This is a genomic window from uncultured Tateyamaria sp. (genome assembly GCF_947503465.1).
GTDB lineage: Bacteria > Pseudomonadota > Alphaproteobacteria > Rhodobacterales > Rhodobacteraceae > Tateyamaria.
Genome location: NZ_CANNDN010000001.1, coordinates 1,797,559 through 1,817,007, shown reverse-complemented (window position 1 = coordinate 1,817,007; position 19,449 = coordinate 1,797,559). Strand labels below are relative to the sequence as shown.

Genomic DNA, 19,449 nt, shown 5'->3' with positions numbered 1-19,449 from the left:
CAAAAATACGACGGGGGTCTGGGGGCTGGCCCCCAGGGCTCACGCTTGCAACACACTCGACACCAGCAATTGGGAATAGGCGTGTTGCGGATCGTCCAGCACCTGATCGGTCAAACCCGCCTCGACCACGTACCCATCTTTCATCACCATCAACCGATCCGCCAGCAGGCGCACCACGGCCAGATCATGGGTGACGATGATGGCACTCAGACCCATCTCGCGCACCAGTCCGCGCAGCAGGTCAAGCAGCCGCGCCTGCACCGACACGTCCAGCCCGCCGGTGGGTTCGTCCATGAACACAAGCCGCGGACCCGTCACCAGGTTGCGCGCAATCTGCAGACGCTGCTGCATACCGCCGGAAAACTGGCTGGGGCGGTCATCAATGCGGTCGGCCGCGATCTCGACGCGGTCCAGCCAGGTGATCGCCTGTTCCCGGATATCGCCATAGCGCCGCGCGCCCACGGCCATCAGCCGTTCGCCCACATTGCCGCCTGCGCTGACATTCATGCGCAGCCCGTCGCGTGCATGCTGGTGCACAAAGGCCCAGTCGGTCCGTCCCAGCATGCGCCGTTCCGGTTCGCTCATGGTGACGGTGTCGCGCAGGCCATCCGCGCGGGTGTTGAACATGACGCGGCCCGTGTCGCAGGGCTGGTGCCCGGCCATGCAGTTCAGCAACGTGGACTTGCCCGATCCGCTTTCGCCGACAATGCCCATCACCTCGCCCGGGTAGAGGTCAAAGCTCACATCGGCGCAGCCGATGCGCTGCCCGTAGAACTTCGACAGCCCCTCGACCTTCAACAGCGGGCTCATGCCGCGTCCTCCTCCGATGGGGTTCCTTGCGCGCCCACGTGACCTGCCGCGCGCCGGGACTGGCAGTAATCGGTGTCCGAACACATGAACATGCGCCCGCCCGCGTCATCGACGATCAATTCGTCCAGGTAACTGTCCGTGGCGCCACACAGCCCGCAGGCGTGGTCGGCCTTGGTGGCCTCGAAAGGATAATCCTCGAAATCCAGGCTGACGACCTGCGTGTAGGGCGGCAACGCATAGATGCGCTGTTCGCGCCCGGCACCAAACAGCTGGATGGCGGCCATTCCCAGCTTGGGGTTGTCGAATTTCGGGATCGGGGACGGGTCCATGACATAGCGCCCCTCGACCTTGACCGGATAGGCGTAGGATGTCGCGATCGCCCCATGTGCGCTGATGTCTTCGTACAGTTTCACATGCATCAGCCCATAGTCTTCCAGCGCGTGCATCTTGCGGGTCTCGACCTCGGACGGTTCAAGAAAGCGCAGCGGTTCGGGGATCGGCACCTGATAGACAAGGATCTGATCGTCCGTCAGCGGTTCCTCGGGGATGCGGTGGCGGGTCTGGATCACCGTCGCCGCGCTGGTTGCCTCGGTTGTCTCGACCCCCGCGGTGCGCTCGAAAAAGCGGCGGATGGACACCGCGTTGGTGGTATCATCCGCGCCCTGGTCAATCACCTTGAACACGTCATCCGCGGTCATCACCGCCGCCGACACCTGGACGCCACCTGTCCCCCAGCCATAAGGCATCGGCATCTCGCGGCTGGCAAAGGGCACCTGGTAGCCCGGAATGGCCAACCCTTTCAGGATCGCGCGGCGGATCATCCTCTTGGTCTGTTCATCCAGATAGGCAAAGTTGTAGTCGGTCATGCTCTTGCCCCATTGTTTGCGTAACGGTCGCGACCATGAGCGACGCGAACCAAATCCTGACGTATTCCATCATCGGCGCGATCGTCGTCTTTGCCGTCCTGCGGGAAATGGCCGCCACGTGCCTGCCCGCATCGCACTGGATCAACCAGGTCCTGCACAGCAAAGACGGCGGCTCCGGTGGCAGTGGCGACGGCGGCTTCTGGGACTGCGACGGCGATGGTGGCGACTAAGGTCATTCCGCTGCCTCCTGTTGCGCATGTCCCATCGCCTCGCGGCGCAGCTTGCGGATCAGTTCCAGTTCCGACTGGAAATCGACATAGTGCGGCAGTTTGATATGTTCGAGGAAGCCTGTCGCCTGGATGTTGTCCGCGTGATACAGTACAAATTCCGCGTCCTGCGCCGGTGCGCCCACATTGTCTTCGCCCAGTTCTTCCCAGCGCAGCGCCCGATCAACCAGCGCCATCGAAATCGCCTTGCGCTCCGACATGCCAAACACCAGACCATAGCCCCGCGTGAATTGCGGCGGTTCGGTTTTCGAGCCCTGGAACTGGTTCACGGTTTCGCACTCCGTCAGCTCGACCTCGCCCAGGTCGATGGCGAAACCAAGCTCGGGAATATCCATCTCGACCGCACAGGTCCCGATGCGCAACTCGGCAACAAAGGCGTGGTTGCGCGCGTACCCGCGCTGGGTCGAATAAGCCATGCCAAGTATGAACCCCTCGTCCCCGCGTGTCAGCGATTGCAGGCGCAGGGACCGTTCCGCCGGCAATTCAAGCGGTTCGCGGGTCAGATCCGGCGGTACATCCGCGCCTTCGGGTTCGGGCTGGATCAGGTCCTCGCGGTCCAGAAACGACATGATATGCGGTTTGGGGGCCGGCGCATCATCGCGTGAGGGCGCGGCGGGCACCTCGCCATCGGCGGCCAGTTTGAAGTCCAGAAGACGGTGCGTGTAGTCGAATGTGGGCCCCAGAACCTGACCGCCCGGGGCGTCCTTGAACGTTGCCGAAACGCGCCTGTCACAGGCCATGGCACCGGTGTCAAGCGGCCTCGATCCGCCAAAACGCGGCAGCGTGGTGCGATAGGCCCGCACCAGAAAGACGGCCTCGATCAGATCACCACGCGCCTGCTTGATGGCAAGCGCCGCCAGATCCGGATCATAGAGCGACCCTTCCGCCATCACGCGGTTCACCGCCAGCGTCAACTGCCCCTTGATCTGATCCACCGACATCTCTGCCACATCCGTGGGTCCGCGCCGTTCCTCGGCCAGCCAGGCATGGGCCGCATCAATGGCCTTTTCCCCACCTTTCACCGCTACATACATCTCAGGTCACCTTTGTGCTGCGGGGCAGGGCCGCAATCCGCGTCCCGCATGTGAACAGAAAATCAAGGCCAAGCGGAAACCGCGCGGCGTTGCGCTGAAACAGCACTCGGTCCGGCAGGTTAAGCGCGGCGGTGTCCTTGATCCCGGGGCCGGTCAGGGTTGCGCCCGCGGTGTGCAGGGTCTCCATTTCGACAATCACGGTGGCCGAACGGTCGGGATATTCGGCCGTTCCCAGCGGCAAGGGGGCAAGGTCGATGGCGTCCCATGGGCCCAGAACGAAATGGGCGTCACCCGCCCCGACCAGCCGGGCACCGGTATGGAAGGCGATCCAGTCGCGCACGGCGTCGGTGTCATGCCCGCCAGCGAGGTGAATGCCCGTATCGGGGTCGCACAGGGTGGCAATCACCGTGCTGGCCGCGACCGACAGCGGTGCGGGGGCGATGGCGCCACCGGTTTCGAGGATGCGCCCGGGCCGCGCCATCGCCTGCATGATGCTGCGGAACGCTTCGGCACTTTGATGGGGCGGATCTGCAAATCCACCGCCCAGGGGTGTGTGATCCATCAGTCCTCTCCGCGTACCATGGTGAAAAAGTCGACTTTTGTCGCGGCCGCCTTGGCGGCGCGCACGGCCTTGCGGGTGTCGTGGGCATCCCGCAGCGGGGCAATGATGGCGTCATTGACGGCCGCTGCCCGGTCGGTCTGCATCAGCGCATCGGTCAACGCCGCGTGCAGGGCATGATCCTTGCTCCGGCCTTGCACATACCCGTGCCCGACCTCGCCCGATGTCAGGCGAACAGAACAGCGCGTGACCGTCATTTCCCCCAGATTGAACGGCGCGCCGACGGCCCCGGCGCGCCCCCGCACCATGACGGCCCCGATTTCGGGTGCGCGCAGCACAGTGTGATCCGGGGCATAACCGGCCCGTGTCCACAGGTCGGCAACAGCGTCGGCGGGTGCCTTTGCCAGCACCGACAGCCAGGCCTTGCGCGCCGCATTCGGGTCTGTTGATCCGTCCATCTATACACCTTGTGAAGTTGTCGAGATTACTATACAACTAGACAAATAATAGGCGAGTCGGTGCGGCGCGTCCATCTGTGTGTTGTGAAAGTTTCGTGACGGAGGCCAGCATCATGGCACGCACGCCGATCTGGAGGTCCATAGCCGACACGCTGTCGGGAGAGATTGCCGACGGCCATTATCGCCCCGGTGACAAGCTGCCGACCGAGGCGCAGTTGGCCGCGCGCTTTGGCGTCAATCGCCACACCGTCCGACACGCGCTGTCGGCACTGGTCGAAACGGGCACCATTCACACGCGGCGCGGGGCGGGGGCCTTTGTGGCGCAAACCCCCACCGACTATCCAATTGGCAAGCGTGTGCGGTTTCACCAGAACCTGCGCGCGGCGGGGCGCACGCCAGCCAAACAGGTACTGTCGGTCACGACCCGCCTGGCCAGCCCCGACGAACGTGACGCGCTGGCGCTCGATGCCACCGCACAGGTCCATGCCTATGACGGGCTCAGCTTAGCCGACGAATACCCCATCGCGCTCTTTCGCTCGGTCTTTCCGGCGGAGCCCTTTCCGACGCTGCCCGCCGCGCTGGCAGCGTCCGCGTCCGTCACCGCCGCGCTGCGGGCCGAGGGCGTGTCCGATTATACGCGGGCCTGGACCCGGTTGACGGCCAAGTCTGCCACCGCGACACAAGCGCTGCACCTGCGCATTGCCGAAGGCGCGCCGATATTGCGCAGCGTGGGCCTGAATGTGGATGCCGACGGGCGGCCCGTAGAACTGGGACGGACATGGTTTGCCGGCGACCGCGTGACCCTGACCCTGGCCGAAGATGTGTGAAACATTTGTGATGTCACGGCGGTGACATATCCACAGGCTACCGTCACCAAACAAAACAACTTTGGCGCGTACTGGTTCGAGCACACAGATGGCATCACCCATACCTGAACTCTGCATGATTGGCGCCCGCACATTGCAAGACGGGGCGATGACAGGCAGCCCCCTGTCCGTGGCAAACGGCAAGATCGTGGATGCGGCCGCAACCCAGCTTGATCTGTCGGGGTACCTGGTCATGCCGGGGATCATCGACCTGCATGGCGACGCGTTCGAACATCACATGGCGCCCCGCCCGTCGGCTCCGTTTCCCTTCCTGACAGGCCTTGTCGGCACCGATCGGGATGCAGCCGCCAACGGCGTGACAACCGCCTGGATGGCGCAAAGCTGGAGCTGGGAAGGTGGGCATCGCGGTCCCGACTATGCCGAAGGGTTTCTGGCGGCCCATGCGGCGTTCCGCCCCCGGATGCAGACGGACCTGCGTGTTCAGATCCGGTGCGAGACCCATACCAGCGACCTTGAGGAGCGTCTGATCGCTGCCATCCGTGCGTATGGAATCGACTATGTGATCTTCAACAACCACCTGGACGAGGCCGCTGAACTGGCGGCGGAACGTCCGGAACAGTTCGTGTTCTGGGCGCAGAAATCGGGACGCAGCGCGGACGAACATATGGCGCGCGTGCAGGCGGCCAAGGCGCGCGACAAGGACGTGCCGCGCTATCTGTGCAACCTGGCCTCGACCTTTGACAGATTGGGCGTGACCTACGGCAGTCACGACGACCACGATGCGGCCACGCGTGAACGGTATTCGATGATCGGCGCAAAGGTGTGTGAATTCCCGACCTCGATGAAGGCCGCGGTTGTGGCACGGACCTGGGGTGATCCGATCCTGATGGGCGCGCCCAATGTGGTCCGGGGCGGCAGCCAGTCGGGCAATGTCTCGGCGCTGGTCCTGATTGCCGAAGGGGCCTGCGATGCACTGGTCTCGGACTACTACTATCCGGCGCTGGCCGAAGCGGCCTTTGCCCTGTCGGACAAAAGGCTGATGGATTTGCCGGCCGCGTGGCAGATTATCTCGACCCGACCCGCACAGATCATGGGGCTGGGCGACCGGGGCAGCCTTGATATCGGAAAGCGCGCGGACCTGGCGATCATCAATGCAGACACGCGTCAGGTCGAAGGCACGATGGTGGCGGGGTGTTGGACCCATCTGTGCGGCACGCTTGCCAGCCGTGTGTGCGACCTGCGCACACCGATGTCGGTGGCTGCAGAGTAACGGTGCCGGGCCGCGAACAGGCGGTTTCATCGCTGCCTCTTTGGCCAAGTGTCTGACCTGACTGAACAGTTCCGAAGATGCGGGATGGTGAAGAGACGGTCCTACCACGCGCGGCGGCCGCCATGCCGGACCGTCACAAAACCTTCGCCAGAATGATACATTTCCGATTCCTGCGCTGCGCATACAACGCCCGAACATGCCGGGGGACAGGATGCTCAGGATCGATAAGCTGACCAAAGCGTTTGGCCAGAACGTTGCCGTGGACGCGGCAACGCTGGACATCGAAAAGCCGCAGATGATCGGCATTATCGGACGCTCTGGCGCAGGCAAGTCGACGCTGTTGCGCATGCTGAACCGGCTGACCGATCACAGTTCGGGCGCCATCCATTTCGAAGGGCAGGAGATCACGGCGCTGAAAGGGGCCGACAAGCGCGCGTGGCAAAGCCAATGCGCCATGATTTTCCAGCAATTCAACCTGGTGCCGCGCATGGATGTTGTCAGCAACGTGCTGCACGGCACCCTCAATCGCCGGTCGACCTTGGCGACGCTGTTCAACCTGTACCCGACCGACGACATCCACCGCGCCATCGACATCCTGGACCGGCTCGGCATCGCCGAACACGCCCCCAAACGGGCCGAGGCGCTGTCGGGCGGACAGCAGCAGCGCGTCGCCATCGCGCGCGCCCTGATGCAGGATCCCAAGATCATCCTGGCGGATGAACCCATCGCATCGCTTGACCCGATGAACGCCCAAGTGGTGATGCAGGCGCTGCGCCGCATCCACGAGGAAGATGGCCGCATGGTCATCTGCAACCTGCACACGCTCGACACCGCGCGCCGCTATTGCGACCGGGTGATCGGCATGCGCGCGGGGCGCATCGTGTTCGACGCGACCCCCGACAAGCTCACGACAGACATGGCCCGCGAGATCTATGGCGCGGGCGAAGAGTTTTCCGAAAGCGCCACCTCGACCGAGATCGAGACACTGGACGCCCAGGAAAAAGCCAAGATGGAGGCCGAGGCCTACGTCTGACCTTTCACGCCCCGTCCGATCGAGGCGGGGTTCTTTCGTTCCAACGGAGAGACACATGAAAAAGATCATCGCTGCCGCTTTGGCAACAACCGCGCTCACCACTGCCGCCATGGCGGACGGCCACGCGATCACCGAGTTCCGCATCGGCCTGCTGGGCGGCGAAAACGCCCAGGACCGCCTGAACTCGAACGAGTGCCTGCGCGCCTATACCGAGGAAGCGCTGGGTGTTGAAACCAAGCTGTTCGCCCCCGCCGACTATGCCGGTGTGATCCAGGGCCTCGTGGGCGGCACGCTGGACATGGCGTGGCTGGGTGCCTCGTCCTACGCGGCGACCTACCTGCAGAACCCCGACGCGGTCGAGCCCGTTCTGGTCAAGATCAACCTCGATGGCTCCTACGGCTACCACTCGATCGGCTTTGCCCGCGCCGACAGCGGCATCACCAACCTCGACGAGATGGAAGGCAAGGTGTTCGGCTTCGGTGACCCGAACTCGACATCCGGCTACCTGATCCCCTCCATCGAGATCCCGCAGGAATCGGACGAGATCACCATGGACTCCGGTGACTATTTCGGCGAAGTGAAATTCACCGGCGGCCACGAACAAACCATCGTCGCGGTCAATAACGGCGACATCGACGCCGGTGTGACCTGGGCCGACGGCCAGGGCAACTGGGAAGACGGCTACAACTCGGGCGCACTGCGCAAGGCCGTGGATGCGGGCCTGGTGGACATGAACGACCTGGTCCAGATCTGGAAATCCAAGCCCATCCCCGAAGGCCCCATCGTGCTGCGCAAGGACCTGCCGCAGGACGTCAAGGACACCATGATCGCGCTGGTCGACAACATGTTCGACACCGACAAGGACTGCACCTACTCCATCTCGGCCGGTGAATCGCTGGGCTTCGACCCGATCACCCACGAGGCGTACGTGTCCGTGATCGAAGCGCGCAAAGCCAAATCCAACTGATTTCAGCACGCATCTGCCGGGTCCCCTGTCTCAGGGGGCCCGGTCATTTATTGGGGGTAGGGGCATGGCAGAAACAACGGCGGGTCCGCGCGATCTGGGCGGTATTCACGAAGAATACATGGCGCTGACACGGCAAAAGCGGCTGTATTCCCTTGTGCTTCTCATCCTTTTCATCGCGCTTATGGTGGCCGGCTTTTCCGTTGCGGGTGACCGCAACGCCGGCTCGTTCTGGAGCGGGATCGACAATTTCTTTGACTACCCGTCGGAACTGGTGATCGAAGCCAGCGGCAAGCTGGCCGAGTTTCCCGGCCATTTCGTAAGCTTCTTTCCCGCCTTGATCGAGACGGTGAACATCGCCGCCGCGGCGACGTTGCTGGGCGCTCTGGCCGCGATTTTCCTGTCCCTGCTGTCGACGCGCGGGATGGCGCGGTTCCCGGCCCTGATCCCCGTCTTTCGCCGCCTCATGGACATCAGCCGCGCGATTCCCGAAATCGTCGTGGCGCTGGTTCTGATCTTCATACTCGGCGGTGGCCCGGTGCCCGCAATGATCGCCATCGCCATCCACACCGCCGGTGCCCTGGGCAAGCTGTTTTCGGAAGTGAACGAGAACGCAGACCTCAAACCGCTCGACGGCCTTGCGTCTGTCGGGGCCACGTGGGGGCAGAAAATGGCCCTTGGCATCGTGCCGCAGGTCGCGCCCAACTGGCTCAGCTACGCGCTGCTCAGGTTCGAGATCAACGTGCGCGCCTCGGCCATCCTCGGCTTCGTCGGCGCGGGCGGCCTGGGCTACGAACTCAAGAACGCCATCAGTTGGGGCCAGGGCCGCTATGACGAGGCGGCGGCGATCTTCCTTCTGCTCTTCATCACCATCGTGGTGATCGACCAGACCTCAAGCCATTACCGCGATCGCCTGACCCACGGGTCCAAATCGGAGCGCCGCCAATGACCATGCTCGACACCGCCGACCTCAAGGGCAGCGCCGACCGGATCATGTCGCGCAAGCGGATGATGAGCTTTGTCCTGCCCGCCCTCGTGCTCGCCTACCTGACATACGTGTTCTTTGCGTTCGGCGTGCCCGAACTGCTGCAAAAGGCCAGCGGCGACAACGCGCGCGCCCTTGTGGCCGACACGTACAGCCACAAGGTGCACGTGACGCGCGACAACCGCTCGGGCGACGTCAGCGTCGCCATCGAAGGCGAGAACAAGGGCAGCTATCCCGACGGGGAAAGCCCGGACTGGGTCACCCTGGGCGACCGGACGGTCATCGATCTGGGGGATGGGCACGTCGTGACCTACCTGCCCGACAACAATGGCGTGACCTATGACGTGCCGGGCTATGGGCTGATGACCTTCGAGGTGTCGCGCAGTCAAGGCGTCATCCAGAACTACCCTAGCGACGAGATCCCCGAATGGATCAATGCCTCGAAAAACCGTGTGGCGATCACGACGGATGCCGGTCGCCTGTCGATCACCCGGAACCGCACAGAGGTGTTTCGGTACTTCGTCGGGTGGGAGCTGTTCTTTTTCACCCTCGACAGCCCCTATCACGGCATGGGGGTTGGCGAGGTGCTGGCCCGCGCATTCGGCGGCGAAGCCCAGGCCATCGCACAGGACTTCTGGACCAACAAGATGTGGCGGCACGGCGACGTGGCCTGGGCCATATTCGAAACGATCCTGATGGCCTTTCTGGGCACGATGGGCGGGGCCATTGTCGCGTTGCCGCTGGCCTTCCTGGCCGCGCGCAACTTTGCCCCCTTGGTGGCTGTGCGCATGGCGACCCGGCGGCTGTTCGATTTCATCCGCGGGGTGGATGCCCTGATCTGGACGATCATCCTGTCGCGCGCCTTCGGTCTTGGTCCGCTGACCGGCGCTCTGGCGATCCTGATCACGGACACCGGTACGTTCGGCAAACTGTTTTCCGAGGCATTGGAAAACGTCGACAAGAAACAGATCGAAGGAGTCCAATCGACCGGGGCCAAACCGTTGCAGAGGTACCGCTTCGGGGTCATCCCGCAGATCACCCCGGTGCTGATCTCCCAGGTTCTGTACTTCCTCGAATCGAACACCCGGTCCGCCACCGTTATCGGCGCGATCACCGGCGGCGGCATCGGCTTGTTGCTGACACAGGCCATCATCACCCAGAAGGACTGGGAAGAGGTCTCGTATTACATCGTGCTGATCATCATCATGGTGGTGTTCATGGACTGGGTGTCGGGCCTGTTGCGGCGCAAGCTGATCCTGGGCGGCGAAGGCGGTCGGTAACCCGCCACCCGCTCAGCACCCCGTGCCTGCGGTGCAACACAAAACGCGTGTCTGTCTGGGCATGGTGCGCGGTCGGTCTGACGTGATGCACTATGCCCCCGACCGAGGCGGCGATTGCTGCTTCGCACGGTCGGACGGCACCCGACGCTGTTCCGCTGCTGCGTCGAATTGGCTGCCACACGTCGCGTAGCCGGTGCTGCGCCGGGTCAGGTGGCGCACCGCACGTCCGCTGCACCAAACGTGCATCGACACATCAACGGGACCATGTAGTGCTGCCGGAGAGAATTGACCTCTCGCACGCGGCGTGGCCCGTAAGGGGCGCGCGTCAGTCGAGACCCGGTGTTGGCCAGCGGGAGTGCGGGTTTTTTTCGGGCAGTGCAAAGGTGGTGCTGCTGGAGAGAATTGACCTCTCGCACTCAGCGTGGCCCGCGAGGGGCGCGCGTCAGTCGAGACTAGGCGCTGGCCAGGGGAGCGTGGGTTTTTCGGGCAGTGCAAAGGTGGTGCTGCTGGAGAGAATTGAACTCTCGACCTCTCCCTTACCAAGGGAGTGCTCTACCTCTGAGCTACAGCAGCGCCGTGCGCGGCGGGATAGACCCAAATGCACCCCCATGCAAGCCCATTCTGGACGCCAAATGCGCCCTGCGCTACAGAAGCGCCATGGCAGAGAAACCCCCATCCAAATCGAAAGCCGCCGAAGACCGGGAGGCGCGGTTGAAAGCTGCGCTGAAGGCCAATATGGCCAAGCGCAAGGCCCAGGCCCGCGCGCGCGGAGGGGCAGAAAAACCGAAAGGGCAGGACGATGGATAGCATTCTGGTCAAGGGCGGCGGACCGCTCAACGGACAGATCCCGATTGCGGGGGCCAAGAACGCGTGCCTGACGCTGATGCCGGCGACCTTGCTCAGTGATGAACCGCTCACGCTGACCAATGCGCCGCGTTTGTCGGATATCAAGACGATGACACAGCTGCTGGCCTCGCTGGGCGCCGAGGTCACGTCGTTGCAGGACGGCAAGGTGCTGGCGATGTCGACCCACGGCGACATCAACACCCGCGCTGACTATGACATTGTGCGCAAGATGCGGGCCTCGAACCTCGTGCTCGGGCCCCTGCTCGCGCGCGAAGGGCACGCCGAAGTGTCGTTGCCCGGCGGCTGCGCCATCGGCGCGCGACCCATGGATATCCACACCGACGGGCTGGCCAAGATGGGGGCAGAGATCGACCTGCGCGACGGGTACCTGCACGCCAGGGCGATCGGCGGCACGCTGAAGGGTGCGGTGATCGATTTCCCCTTCGCCTCTGTGGGGGCGACCGAAAACATCATGATGGCTGCGACGCTTGCCAAGGGCACGACCGTCATCAACAACGCCGCGCGCGAACCCGAGATCGTGGACCTTGCCACGTGCCTGCGGGCCATGGGCGCACAGATCGAGGGCGATGGCACGCCGTCCATCACCATCCAGGGTGTGGACAGGCTGCACGGCGCCACCCACCGGGTGGTCACGGACCGGATCGAATTGGGCACCTATATGCTGGCCCCTGCCATCTGCGGCGGCGAGGTCGAGTTGCTGGGCGGCAGGATCGACCTCGTGGGCGCGTTCTGCGAAAAGCTGGACGCCGCCGGCATCAGCGTCGCGGAAACGGAAAACGGCCTCAAGGTCGCGCGCAAGAACGGGCGGATCCGGGCGGTGGACGTCACAACCGAACCGTTCCCGGGGTTTCCCACGGACCTGCAGGCCCAGATGATGGCGCTGCTCTGCACCGCCGAAGGCACCTCGGTGCTGGAAGAGAAAATCTTTGAAAACCGGTTCATGCACGCGCCCGAACTGGTCCGCATGGGGGCCGAGATCGAAGTGCACGGCGGTACCGCAACGGTCACAGGTGTTGACACGCTGAAAGGGGCGCCCGTGATGGCGACGGACCTGCGCGCCAGTGTCAGCCTGATCCTTGCCGGTCTGGCGGCGACGGGCGAAACGCGCGTTGCACGGGTCTATCATCTGGACCGCGGGTATGAACATGTGGTGCGCAAGCTGTCGGGCGTGGGTGCCAATATCGAACGGATCGCGGGGGATTGATGGAAGACGCACGGTTTGAAGACGGGCGCGAGGCGCCGCTGAATCTGGGTGCATTGGACGGCGATGACCTGCAAATCATCTCGTCGCTGGTACAGGATGCGGTGTTCCCGGTCACGGAAATGACCTGGGACCGCAAGGCGCGCCGCTTTGGCCTCCTGCTGAACCGCTTTCGATGGGAAGACGGGGGCAAGGGCCGCCACGCGCCGGAACGGGTGCAGGCCGTACTCGCCTTTGACACGGTGCTCGCGGTCGCGACGCAGGGCGTGGACCGGTCCGACAGGGACGTGATCCTGTCGCTCTTGTCCGTCACGTTCGAGGCGGGCGCGGACGGGGCAGGGGACATCCTGCTGACGCTGGCAGGCGACGGCGCGATCCGCCTGTCGGTCGAGGCGATCGAGGCGACGCTCAAGGACGTGACGAAACCCTACGTGGCCCCTTCGAAATCCGTGCCAAAGCACGATGACTGACCCGCTGATCCGCGCGGCGACGCCGGACGATGTCCATATCTGGCGCGCTTTGCGGATGGATGGGATCATGCGGCATCCGCAGGCCTTTATCGTCTCGGCCGAGGAAGCGGCGGCAGTGCCCGTCGAAGAGGATGCCGTGCGGCTGTCCAATGGCGACCGGTTTCTGGCCTATCTGGACGACGTCCCTGTTGGCCTGATCGGCCTGAACCGCCATGGCGTGCCGCGCGCCGCGCATCGCGGAGAAATCGGACCGCTCTACGTGGTGCCCGGCGCCCGCGGTCAAGGGATTGCGGACAGGCTGCTGATGGCGGTTCTGGACGCCGCGCAAGGGCTGGGCATCTGGCAACTGGAACTGTCGGTCTACGTGGAAAACGCGCCCGCGATCGCCCTGTACACGCGCCACGGATTTGAACTGGCCGGAAAGATACCCAACGCGATTGCCGGTGCCGACGGGTTCGAGGATGACCTGATCATGATCCGCATCCTTGCAACGCCCTGACGCAGGCGGCGCGCACAGAACTGCACCTTGTGCATCGCCGCCTTGAGACCCCCTCGCCGGCCCGCTATGTCCCCGACAGACGGAGAAATGCCAATGCCCCAGTTCCTCGACCATTCCGACGCCGATTTCGAAGCCCAATTCGCGGCCCTGCTGACTGCCAAGCGCGAAGACAGCCCGGATGTGGATGCCGCCGTGGCCGAGATCATCGCCGATGTGCGGGCACGGGGGGACGCGGCGGTCATCGACCTGACCAAGAGGTTCGACCGGATCAGTTTGACCCCGGACACGTTGCGCATCACTGCCGACGAAGTCGCGCAAGCCACCACCAAGGTCAGCGCCGAGGACCGCGCAGCCCTTGAACTGGCCGCGGCGCGCATCCGCGCCTATCACACGCGGCAGTTGCCGGAAGATGCGCAATGGACGGATGATGCGGGCGCGACGCTGGGCTGGCGCTGGACGCCGGTGTCTGCGGCGGGGCTCTATGTGCCGGGCGGGCTGGCCAGCTATCCGTCCTCGGTGCTGATGAATGCAATTCCAGCCAAGGTCGCGGGCGTTGGCCGTCTTGCCATCACCGTGCCCACCCCGGACGGGGTGATCAACCCGCTGGTGCTGTTGGCGGCTCAAATCTCGGGCGTCGACGAAATCTACCGCATCGGCGGGGCGCAAGCGGTGGCGGCGCTGGCCTATGGCACGGATACGATCCGGCCGGTGGACAAGATCACCGGCCCCGGCAACGCCTTTGTCGCGGCCGCGAAACGGCGCGTCTTTGGCAAGGTGGGCATCGACATGATTGCCGGTCCGTCCGAAATCCTGGTCATCGCCGATGCGGACAACGACCCGGATTGGATCGCCCTTGACCTGCTCAGCCAGGCCGAACATGACAAAAGCGCGCAATCGCTGCTGATCACCACCGATCCCGCCTTTGGCCGCGCCGTGGCACAGGCGGTGGAGGCGCGCCTCGAAACCCTCGAACGGCGTGCCATCGCCGGGGCCAGCTGGCGTGACTTCGGTGCGATCATCACGGTGCCGGATCTGGACGTCGCCGCGACCCTGACGGACCGCATCGCACCCGAACATCTGGAACTGTGCGTCGCCGATCCCGTGCGCCTGTCCGAGCGGATCACCCACGCGGGCGCGATCTTTCTCGGGCCGTGGACGCCCGAAGCGATTGGCGACTATATCGGCGGCCCCAATCATGTCCTGCCCACCGCCCGCTCGGCCCGGTTCTCCTCCGGCCTGTCGGTCATGGATTTCGTGAAGCGCACGACCTTGGCCCGGATGACCCCGGATGCCCTGCGCGCCATCGGGCCCGGGGCCGAACGGCTGGCCGCGTCCGAAAGCCTCGAGGCACACGGCCTGTCCGTGACCGCCCGTCTGCGCAAGCTGAACGGGTAGGACCGGGGGCCAGCCCCCGGACCCCCGGGATATTTCCGGCCGGAAGAAATGGGGGCGCCTGCGCCCAGAAAACCGGCGCGCAGCATTGTGTTGCCCTGCGCCAGCCCCTAAGCATTGCGCAACATTGTTTCGTTGCCAAAGGCCCTTGTTGCCATGACCCGTATTGCCCGCATCACCCTGGACGATGCCAACCTGCCCCCGCCCACGCCCGAGATCGAGCAGGAGCGCAAGGTGGCGATGTTTGACCTGCTTGAGGACAACACCTTTGTCCTGCCGTCGCGCGACGACCGCCCCGTGCCTGCGGGGCCCTATCACGTGGGCCTGTCGATCCGCGACAAGCGCCTTGTGTTTGATGTTGCGACCGAGGCGGACGAAAAGGCCGCCGAGTTTCATCTGTCCCTTGGGCCCTTCCGTCAGGTGGTGAAGGACTATTTCCAGATCTGCGAAAGCTATTTCGAAGCGGTCAAGAAGCTGCCGCCCAGCCAGATCGAAACCATCGACATGGCCCGCCGCGGCATCCACAACGAGGGCAGCCGGGTGCTGCAAGAGCGGCTGGAGGGCAAGGCCGAGGTCGACACCGACACCGCCCGCCGCCTCTTTACCTTGATCTGTGTGCTGCATTTCGGGGGATAGATGACGCAAGCGCTGCCGCAATCCATCCTGTTTTGCTGCGATCACAACGCGGTGCGGTCCCCCATGGCCGAAGGGATCATGAAGAAGTTCTACGGCACCGGCACCTATGTCCAGTCCGTGGGCGTCAAGAACGACATGGAGATCGACGGCTTTTCCATCGCGGTCTGCCAGGAACTGGGCGTCGAGCTGAGCCGCCACCGCTCGCGCAGCTTTGACGAGATGGAGGAGTGGGGGGACGACCTGTCGTCCTTTGACCTGGTGGTGGCGCTCAGCCCCGCCAGCCAGCGCCGCGCGCTCGAGTTGACCCGCTATTATCACCTTGAGGTGGAATACTGGCCCATCCTTGATCCAACGGGGCTGGGCGAAACCCGCGAGGCCAAGCTGGAAAGCTACCGCGCCGCGCGCGACCAGATCATCACCCGCCTTACCGACAGGTGGGGCGCCGCCAGGGACACCGCCTGATGCAGATCGTGACCGCGTATTTCGAGGCCTTCAACACCGGCGATGTGGACGGGATGCTGGCCTGCCTGACCGACGATGTGGCCCACCATGTGAACGAGGGCGGCATACGCAGGGGCAAGGACCAGTTCCGGGCCTTTTGCACGCATATGAACCGCTGCTATGCCGAAGCGCTGACGGATATGGTTGTTCTGGTGTCCCAGGACGCACAGCGCGCCGCCGCCGAATACATCGTGAACGGCACCTACCTGGAAACCGACGCAGGATTGCCCGATGCCTCGGGGCAGACATACCGCCTGCCCGCCGGCTCCTTCTTTGACATCCGGGACGGGAAAATCGCGCGGGTGACGACCTATTACAACCTCGCCGACTGGATCAGACAGGTTCGCCGATGAAGGTCGACCTGCTGACTGGCCCGGACATCACGGATGCGTTGGATGATGTGGCCAGGCTGCGGCTGGCGGTGTTTCGGGATTGGCCCTATCTGTACGAGGGCGATTTCAACTACGAACGGCGCTACCTCGAAGTCTACGAACAAAGCAGCCGGGCCATCATCGCGGCCGTCTATGACGGCGACTGGATGGTGGGGGCCGCAACCGCGGCGCCGCTCTCGGAACACGCGGATGCGTTCTTTGCGGCCTTCGCGGGCACGACGATCAACATCGATACGTGCTTTTACTGCGGCGAAAGCGTCCTGTTGCCCCGGTTCCGGGGGCAGGGGGTCGGACACGCCTTCTTCGACGCGCGCGAGGCGCACGCCTGGTCGCTTGGCTACACCCAGATGTGCTTTGCCTCGGTGGTGCGCCCGCCGGATCATCCGATGCGCCCGACGGCCTACCGGTCGCTCGAACCGTTCTGGGAAGGACGCGGATACAAACGCATGCCGGGCGTGATCGCGCATTTCTCCTGGAAGGATGTCGACCAGGGGGCCGAGACGGAAAAGCCCCTGCAATTCTGGATCAAGGACCTCTAGCTCAGGTGCATTGCCGGGCTGCGCTGTCGCTGTAGTCCTTCCAGCGGGTCCAGAACCGTTCGTCGATGGCGCGGTCGGACTGGCGCACCTCCTGGGCCTGCTGCGGGTTGCTGAAGAACCCTGCGCCCCGGTTCTGGTCACTGCTGGTCAGCGACTGGTTCGCCACCGCCTGCACACAGCCACAGCGCGCCCGGCTGGCCTGTGACCGGCCCGCGCCGCGGCACGCGGAATAGATGGGACCGGTCGCAAACAGGACCGGTGCGGCCGCCACGGCCCGCTGGCTTGAATAGGACGTCCCGCCGCCACATGCGGTCAGCCCCAGCGCCGCCGCCCCGGCAATCAATGTCTTAGAGAATGTCATATCTCCGCTCGCCTCTGCTCTGGCGGGTTTGCCCGCTCTGATGTGCAGGTAATATGCCGGAAACCGGGCACAAGGGCAATTCACGAACCAGCGCGCGGCCCCAAAGGGGCTGCGCGCGTCGCCCCGGCAGAGTATCGGGGTAGCCGATGCGCGAGAGGGGCCAGCGTCGGAAAATGCGCTACACCGCCGATCCACCGCCCCGACATTTGACCAGTCGCGCCCGTCTGGCTATGACCTTGTGCAAAATGATCGGAGAGCAGACATGACCCGCACCCGCCTGATCTTGATGGCCGTCCTTGCCGCCACGGCTCTGACCGCTTGCGAAACGGCCAAAGGCTTCGGCCGCGACATCACCCGCGCCGCAGACGCGGTGGATCGGGCGATCTGAGCGTGCCGCCATAGGCGGCGCGCGTCCCCCCCGACAGGGTATCGGCGCAGCCGATGCACGAGAGGGAAAGGCGCAGGTTCCCCCGCCGCCCTGGTCAAGGCGCGCGCCCCAACGCCCAGGCCGTAGGGTGCGCATTCACTGCGCACCGCAATGCTGTCAATCAACGCCGAAACGCTGACCCGCGCGGCAGATGTGACCGTAGGGTGGGGTTCCACCCCGCCGTGTAAATTCGATAACCCGATCCAACCGCCATTCTACACACCCCGGCGCGGAATCAAGGCCGCAGGCCGCCGCGCATCGACAGGCCCTCCCGCGGCCTGTCGATTTGGCCGATCCTGGCACACAGGTGAAACGGAAGATGTACTTGGCAGCCATAAAGCGCTGCTGCACAAAGGTTGGATCGACAGCCTAGGGCCTGCCGATGCGCGGCTAGTCAATATGAAGACCATTTGAGGCGTCTTCACTCGATTTATTCATCTTCAAGGTCTGGAAAACGTAAACGGAACTCGTCAGGGACAATCACTTGATCATCACCCTGAAACTGAGACACCAAGAACTCCAACTCTTCAACGCTGTCCTTCCAGCGCTGCTCCAAACTGAATTCGTCATCGGAAACCGTCATCAGCGCCAAACCGATTGCGGACAAAATACCCCCGGCGAACAATGCGCCTGATTTTCCATACCAAGGCTTCTTGCGAAGTTCCTCTATGTTTGCGAGGGCCGATTTCAAATCCCGCTTAAGCTGTTCGTTTTCTGCCCGAAGCCGTCCAACTTCCAACGCGAGGGCGGTATCAGCATTTGGAACTGATGGCCCCTTTTCGAGGATGTCATAAATACGTTGTGCCGTTTCAGGCATGTTGCTGAGTGATTCAACGAACTGAATACGCTCGTTCGGTCGAGCCATCGACGAAAATGCCTCAAGACGCAGGGAAACCGCTTCGGACATTGCGGTCATACTCGCTTGAACAAAACGCGCGCGGTCGAAGAGTGGAAGAACATTGTCGACCGGTACGTGTTCTGGTTCGATGTCAGACATGTTTTCGGCTTGGCGCGCCTCAATCTCCCGGATCGCCTCGGCAACCTTCGCCAACGCACCTTCGCCCTCCCAAAGCTCATCCGGCAGCTTCGCCACTTCAATCGCAAGGTCCCAGTCGCGGAACGTGCCCTCCCACATCTGACTGTACCAGCGGTGCCAGAACGCCCAATCGGCATCGCTGCTCAGAAAGGTCAGCCAGATGTCGTGTGCCGAAATCAGTGCCGATGGAATATCCACACCTGACCAGACCGGGCGCTCAAGCAACTGCTTTTCTGAAAGATCAGCGTCAGCTGCGGCGGCGGAGTGAGCAGTGAAGCGGGCGGCGGAGTCTGCAAAGTAGGCGGCGGAGTCGGCAGAGTGGGTGGCGGAGCGGGCGGCGGAGTCGGCAGAGCGGGCGGCGGAGTCGGCAGAGTGGGTGGCGGAGCCGGCAGAGTGGGCGGCGGAGTGGGCGGCGGAGTCGGCGGAGCGGGCGGCGGAGTCTGCAAAGTAGGCGGCGGAGCGGGCGGCGGAGTGAGCGGAGTGGGCGGCGGTACGCCTTAAGTCCTCCACATCTGCGGGTCGTCCCACGCCGCGTCCCGCGGATGAGAGAGTTGCGCGCAGCGCGGCCAGGGCAAGCCTTTCCTTCACTTCAGCTCCCAACAAGCCGATGGTCGCCATTACGCGCAAAGCGGCCCGGCCGGACATAAGACAGCGCTTTTCCGACGTTTGTTGTTCGAACCAAGCCGCGGCCGCTGCAAGATCGGAAAAATCAACGTCAGCCATGTAGCAAATTCATTCGCACAAAAATCAACATT

Annotated in this window: 24 protein-coding genes and 1 tRNA gene; 17 read left to right on the top strand and 8 right to left on the bottom strand. The window is 63.8% G+C overall.

Going from position 1 to position 19,449, the window contains the following annotated elements; translation table 11 throughout:
• Positions 1–39: 39 nt before the first annotated feature.
• Both phnK and Q0844_RS09165 read right to left on the bottom strand, forming a co-directional pair.
• On the bottom strand, positions 40–810 hold the full coding sequence (phnK, locus tag Q0844_RS09170) for a phosphonate C-P lyase system protein PhnK (RefSeq protein ID WP_299044123.1): 771 nt from the start codon (positions 808–810) through the stop codon (positions 40–42).
• The gene (locus Q0844_RS09165) at positions 807–1,676 is read right to left on the bottom strand and encodes an alpha-D-ribose 1-methylphosphonate 5-phosphate C-P-lyase PhnJ (protein ID WP_299044121.1); all 870 of its coding nucleotides are present in this window, start codon (positions 1,674–1,676) and stop codon (positions 807–809) included. Before Q0844_RS09165 ends, phnK begins: the two co-directional genes overlap by 4 nt.
• Positions 1,677–1,711: 35 nt before the next feature.
• Between Q0844_RS09165 and Q0844_RS09160 the strand changes: the two genes are divergently transcribed.
• Complete coding sequence (locus Q0844_RS09160) at positions 1,712–1,906, top strand: hypothetical protein (protein ID WP_299044119.1); 195 nt, start codon at positions 1,712–1,714, stop codon at positions 1,904–1,906.
• Positions 1,907–1,908: 2 nt separating this feature from the next.
• Here the strand turns inward: Q0844_RS09160 and Q0844_RS09155 are convergent, their stop codons facing one another.
• The 3 genes from Q0844_RS09155 to phnG are packed head-to-tail and all read right to left on the bottom strand — an operon-like array spanning position 1,909 to position 4,014.
• Positions 1,909–2,997 carry a carbon-phosphorus lyase complex subunit PhnI gene (locus tag Q0844_RS09155; RefSeq protein WP_299044118.1) on the bottom strand — a complete coding sequence of 363 codons (1,089 nt, stop codon included), beginning with the start codon at positions 2,995–2,997 and terminating at the stop codon, positions 1,909–1,911.
• 1 nt (position 2,998) lies between these two features.
• Positions 2,999–3,559, bottom strand: coding sequence for a phosphonate C-P lyase system protein PhnH (gene phnH, locus Q0844_RS09150; RefSeq protein WP_299044115.1), 561 nt, complete (start codon positions 3,557–3,559; stop codon positions 2,999–3,001).
• Positions 3,559–4,014, bottom strand: coding sequence for a phosphonate C-P lyase system protein PhnG (gene phnG, locus Q0844_RS09145; RefSeq protein WP_299044114.1), 456 nt, complete (start codon positions 4,012–4,014; stop codon positions 3,559–3,561). The genes phnH and phnG overlap by 1 nt, the downstream gene beginning before the upstream one ends.
• A gap of 113 nt (positions 4,015–4,127) precedes the next feature.
• On the opposite strand from phnG, the gene phnF reads away from it, so the two are divergent.
• The 6 genes from phnF to phnE (Q0844_RS09115) all read left to right on the top strand — a co-directional run bounded on the left by phnF (position 4,128) and on the right by phnE (Q0844_RS09115) (position 10,373).
• Complete coding sequence (gene phnF / locus Q0844_RS09140) at positions 4,128–4,841, top strand: phosphonate metabolism transcriptional regulator PhnF (RefSeq protein WP_299044112.1); 714 nt, start codon at positions 4,128–4,130, stop codon at positions 4,839–4,841.
• 88 nt (positions 4,842–4,929) lie between these two features.
• Positions 4,930–6,111, top strand: coding sequence for an alpha-D-ribose 1-methylphosphonate 5-triphosphate diphosphatase (locus Q0844_RS09135; protein WP_299044110.1), 1,182 nt, complete (start codon positions 4,930–4,932; stop codon positions 6,109–6,111).
• A gap of 211 nt (positions 6,112–6,322) precedes the next feature.
• Positions 6,323–7,144 (top strand): phosphonate ABC transporter ATP-binding protein, encoded by an 822-nt coding sequence (gene phnC, locus Q0844_RS09130; protein ID WP_299044109.1) that lies wholly within the window; start codon positions 6,323–6,325, stop codon positions 7,142–7,144.
• A 55-nt stretch (positions 7,145–7,199) separates the two neighbouring features.
• Positions 7,200–8,111 carry a phosphonate ABC transporter substrate-binding protein gene (gene phnD / locus Q0844_RS09125; RefSeq protein WP_299044108.1) on the top strand — a complete coding sequence of 304 codons (912 nt, stop codon included), beginning with the start codon at positions 7,200–7,202 and terminating at the stop codon, positions 8,109–8,111.
• Between the two features lie 64 nt (positions 8,112–8,175).
• Positions 8,176–9,057 (top strand): phosphonate ABC transporter, permease protein PhnE, encoded by an 882-nt coding sequence (phnE, locus tag Q0844_RS09120; RefSeq protein ID WP_299044106.1) that lies wholly within the window; start codon positions 8,176–8,178, stop codon positions 9,055–9,057.
• Entirely contained in the window at positions 9,054–10,373 is a 1,320-nt protein-coding gene (phnE, locus tag Q0844_RS09115) for a phosphonate ABC transporter, permease protein PhnE (RefSeq protein WP_299044105.1), read from the top strand. Before phnE (Q0844_RS09120) ends, phnE (Q0844_RS09115) begins: the two co-directional genes overlap by 4 nt.
• A gap of 498 nt (positions 10,374–10,871) precedes the next feature.
• On the opposite strand, the gene Q0844_RS09110 is transcribed toward phnE (Q0844_RS09115), so the two are convergent.
• Positions 10,872–10,946 (bottom strand) — tRNA-Thr (locus Q0844_RS09110).
• A gap of 84 nt (positions 10,947–11,030) precedes the next feature.
• On the opposite strand from Q0844_RS09110, the gene Q0844_RS09105 reads away from it, so the two are divergent.
• The 9 genes from Q0844_RS09105 (at position 11,031) to Q0844_RS09065 (ending at position 16,870) form a co-directional block, all read left to right on the top strand.
• Entirely contained in the window at positions 11,031–11,180 is a 150-nt protein-coding gene (locus tag Q0844_RS09105; RefSeq protein ID WP_299044103.1) for a hypothetical protein, read from the top strand.
• A complete protein-coding gene (murA, locus tag Q0844_RS09100) occupies positions 11,173–12,444 on the top strand; it encodes a UDP-N-acetylglucosamine 1-carboxyvinyltransferase (RefSeq protein WP_299044101.1) in 1,272 nt (423 codons plus the stop codon). Before Q0844_RS09105 ends, murA begins: the two co-directional genes overlap by 8 nt.
• Positions 12,444–12,911 (top strand): DUF2948 family protein, encoded by a 468-nt coding sequence (locus Q0844_RS09095; protein WP_299044099.1) that lies wholly within the window; start codon positions 12,444–12,446, stop codon positions 12,909–12,911. Before murA ends, Q0844_RS09095 begins: the two co-directional genes overlap by 1 nt.
• On the top strand, positions 12,904–13,410 hold the full coding sequence (locus Q0844_RS09090) for a GNAT family N-acetyltransferase (protein WP_299044097.1): 507 nt from the start codon (positions 12,904–12,906) through the stop codon (positions 13,408–13,410). The genes Q0844_RS09095 and Q0844_RS09090 overlap by 8 nt, the downstream gene beginning before the upstream one ends.
• Positions 13,411–13,503: 93 nt before the next feature.
• Entirely contained in the window at positions 13,504–14,805 is a 1,302-nt protein-coding gene (gene hisD, locus Q0844_RS09085; RefSeq protein ID WP_299044095.1) for a histidinol dehydrogenase, read from the top strand.
• A 153-nt stretch (positions 14,806–14,958) separates the two neighbouring features.
• Positions 14,959–15,438: a UPF0262 family protein gene (locus Q0844_RS09080; RefSeq protein ID WP_299044094.1), complete on the top strand. Its 480-nt coding sequence runs from the start codon at positions 14,959–14,961 to the stop codon at positions 15,436–15,438.
• A complete protein-coding gene (locus Q0844_RS09075) occupies positions 15,439–15,900 on the top strand; it encodes a low molecular weight phosphatase family protein (protein WP_299044092.1) in 462 nt (153 codons plus the stop codon).
• Positions 15,897–16,292 (top strand): ketosteroid isomerase-related protein, encoded by a 396-nt coding sequence (locus Q0844_RS09070; protein ID WP_299045265.1) that lies wholly within the window; start codon positions 15,897–15,899, stop codon positions 16,290–16,292. The genes Q0844_RS09075 and Q0844_RS09070 overlap by 4 nt, the downstream gene beginning before the upstream one ends.
• Entirely contained in the window at positions 16,289–16,870 is a 582-nt protein-coding gene (locus tag Q0844_RS09065; protein ID WP_299044090.1) for a GNAT family N-acetyltransferase, read from the top strand. The genes Q0844_RS09070 and Q0844_RS09065 overlap by 4 nt, the downstream gene beginning before the upstream one ends.
• Position 16,871: 1 nt before the next feature.
• Here Q0844_RS09065 and Q0844_RS09060 read toward each other — a convergent pair whose 3' ends face one another.
• On the bottom strand, positions 16,872–17,231 hold the full coding sequence (locus Q0844_RS09060) for a hypothetical protein (RefSeq protein WP_299044088.1): 360 nt from the start codon (positions 17,229–17,231) through the stop codon (positions 16,872–16,874).
• A gap of 262 nt (positions 17,232–17,493) precedes the next feature.
• Between Q0844_RS09060 and Q0844_RS09055 the strand changes: the two genes are divergently transcribed.
• Positions 17,494–17,619 (top strand): entericidin A, encoded by a 126-nt coding sequence (locus Q0844_RS09055; RefSeq protein WP_299044086.1) that lies wholly within the window; start codon positions 17,494–17,496, stop codon positions 17,617–17,619.
• A gap of 469 nt (positions 17,620–18,088) precedes the next feature.
• Here Q0844_RS09055 and Q0844_RS09050 read toward each other — a convergent pair whose 3' ends face one another.
• On the bottom strand, positions 18,089–19,417 hold the full coding sequence (locus Q0844_RS09050) for a hypothetical protein (protein WP_299044084.1): 1,329 nt from the start codon (positions 19,415–19,417) through the stop codon (positions 18,089–18,091).
• Positions 19,418–19,449 lie beyond the last annotated feature (32 nt).

Bases quoted from the DNA above. Each gene is read 5' to 3' on its own strand.
- phnK (WP_299044123.1), bottom strand. From the start codon at position 810: ATGAGCCCGCTGTTGAAGGTCGAGGGGCTGTCGAAGTTCTACGGGCAG.
- Q0844_RS09165 (WP_299044121.1), bottom strand. From the start codon at position 1,676: ATGACCGACTACAACTTTGCCTATCTGGATGAACAGACCAAGAGGATG.
- Q0844_RS09160 (WP_299044119.1), top strand. From the start codon at position 1,712: ATGAGCGACGCGAACCAAATCCTGACGTATTCCATCATCGGCGCGATC.
- Q0844_RS09155 (WP_299044118.1), bottom strand. From the start codon at position 2,997: ATGTATGTAGCGGTGAAAGGTGGGGAAAAGGCCATTGATGCGGCCCAT.
- phnH (WP_299044115.1), bottom strand. From the start codon at position 3,559: ATGGATCACACACCCCTGGGCGGTGGATTTGCAGATCCGCCCCATCAA.
- phnG (WP_299044114.1), bottom strand. From the start codon at position 4,014: ATGGACGGATCAACAGACCCGAATGCGGCGCGCAAGGCCTGGCTGTCG.
- phnF (WP_299044112.1), top strand. From the start codon at position 4,128: ATGGCACGCACGCCGATCTGGAGGTCCATAGCCGACACGCTGTCGGGA.
- Q0844_RS09135 (WP_299044110.1), top strand. From the start codon at position 4,930: ATGGCATCACCCATACCTGAACTCTGCATGATTGGCGCCCGCACATTG.
- phnC (WP_299044109.1), top strand. From the start codon at position 6,323: ATGCTCAGGATCGATAAGCTGACCAAAGCGTTTGGCCAGAACGTTGCC.
- phnD (WP_299044108.1), top strand. From the start codon at position 7,200: ATGAAAAAGATCATCGCTGCCGCTTTGGCAACAACCGCGCTCACCACT.
- phnE (WP_299044106.1), top strand. From the start codon at position 8,176: ATGGCAGAAACAACGGCGGGTCCGCGCGATCTGGGCGGTATTCACGAA.
- phnE (WP_299044105.1), top strand. From the start codon at position 9,054: ATGACCATGCTCGACACCGCCGACCTCAAGGGCAGCGCCGACCGGATC.
- Q0844_RS09105 (WP_299044103.1), top strand. From the start codon at position 11,031: ATGGCAGAGAAACCCCCATCCAAATCGAAAGCCGCCGAAGACCGGGAG.
- murA (WP_299044101.1), top strand. From the start codon at position 11,173: ATGGATAGCATTCTGGTCAAGGGCGGCGGACCGCTCAACGGACAGATC.
- Q0844_RS09095 (WP_299044099.1), top strand. From the start codon at position 12,444: ATGGAAGACGCACGGTTTGAAGACGGGCGCGAGGCGCCGCTGAATCTG.
- Q0844_RS09090 (WP_299044097.1), top strand. From the start codon at position 12,904: ATGACTGACCCGCTGATCCGCGCGGCGACGCCGGACGATGTCCATATC.
- hisD (WP_299044095.1), top strand. From the start codon at position 13,504: ATGCCCCAGTTCCTCGACCATTCCGACGCCGATTTCGAAGCCCAATTC.
- Q0844_RS09080 (WP_299044094.1), top strand. From the start codon at position 14,959: ATGACCCGTATTGCCCGCATCACCCTGGACGATGCCAACCTGCCCCCG.
- Q0844_RS09075 (WP_299044092.1), top strand. From the start codon at position 15,439: ATGACGCAAGCGCTGCCGCAATCCATCCTGTTTTGCTGCGATCACAAC.
- Q0844_RS09065 (WP_299044090.1), top strand. From the start codon at position 16,289: ATGAAGGTCGACCTGCTGACTGGCCCGGACATCACGGATGCGTTGGAT.
- Q0844_RS09060 (WP_299044088.1), bottom strand. From the start codon at position 17,231: ATGACATTCTCTAAGACATTGATTGCCGGGGCGGCGGCGCTGGGGCTG.
- Q0844_RS09055 (WP_299044086.1), top strand. From the start codon at position 17,494: ATGACCCGCACCCGCCTGATCTTGATGGCCGTCCTTGCCGCCACGGCT.
- Q0844_RS09050 (WP_299044084.1), bottom strand. From the start codon at position 19,417: ATGGCTGACGTTGATTTTTCCGATCTTGCAGCGGCCGCGGCTTGGTTC.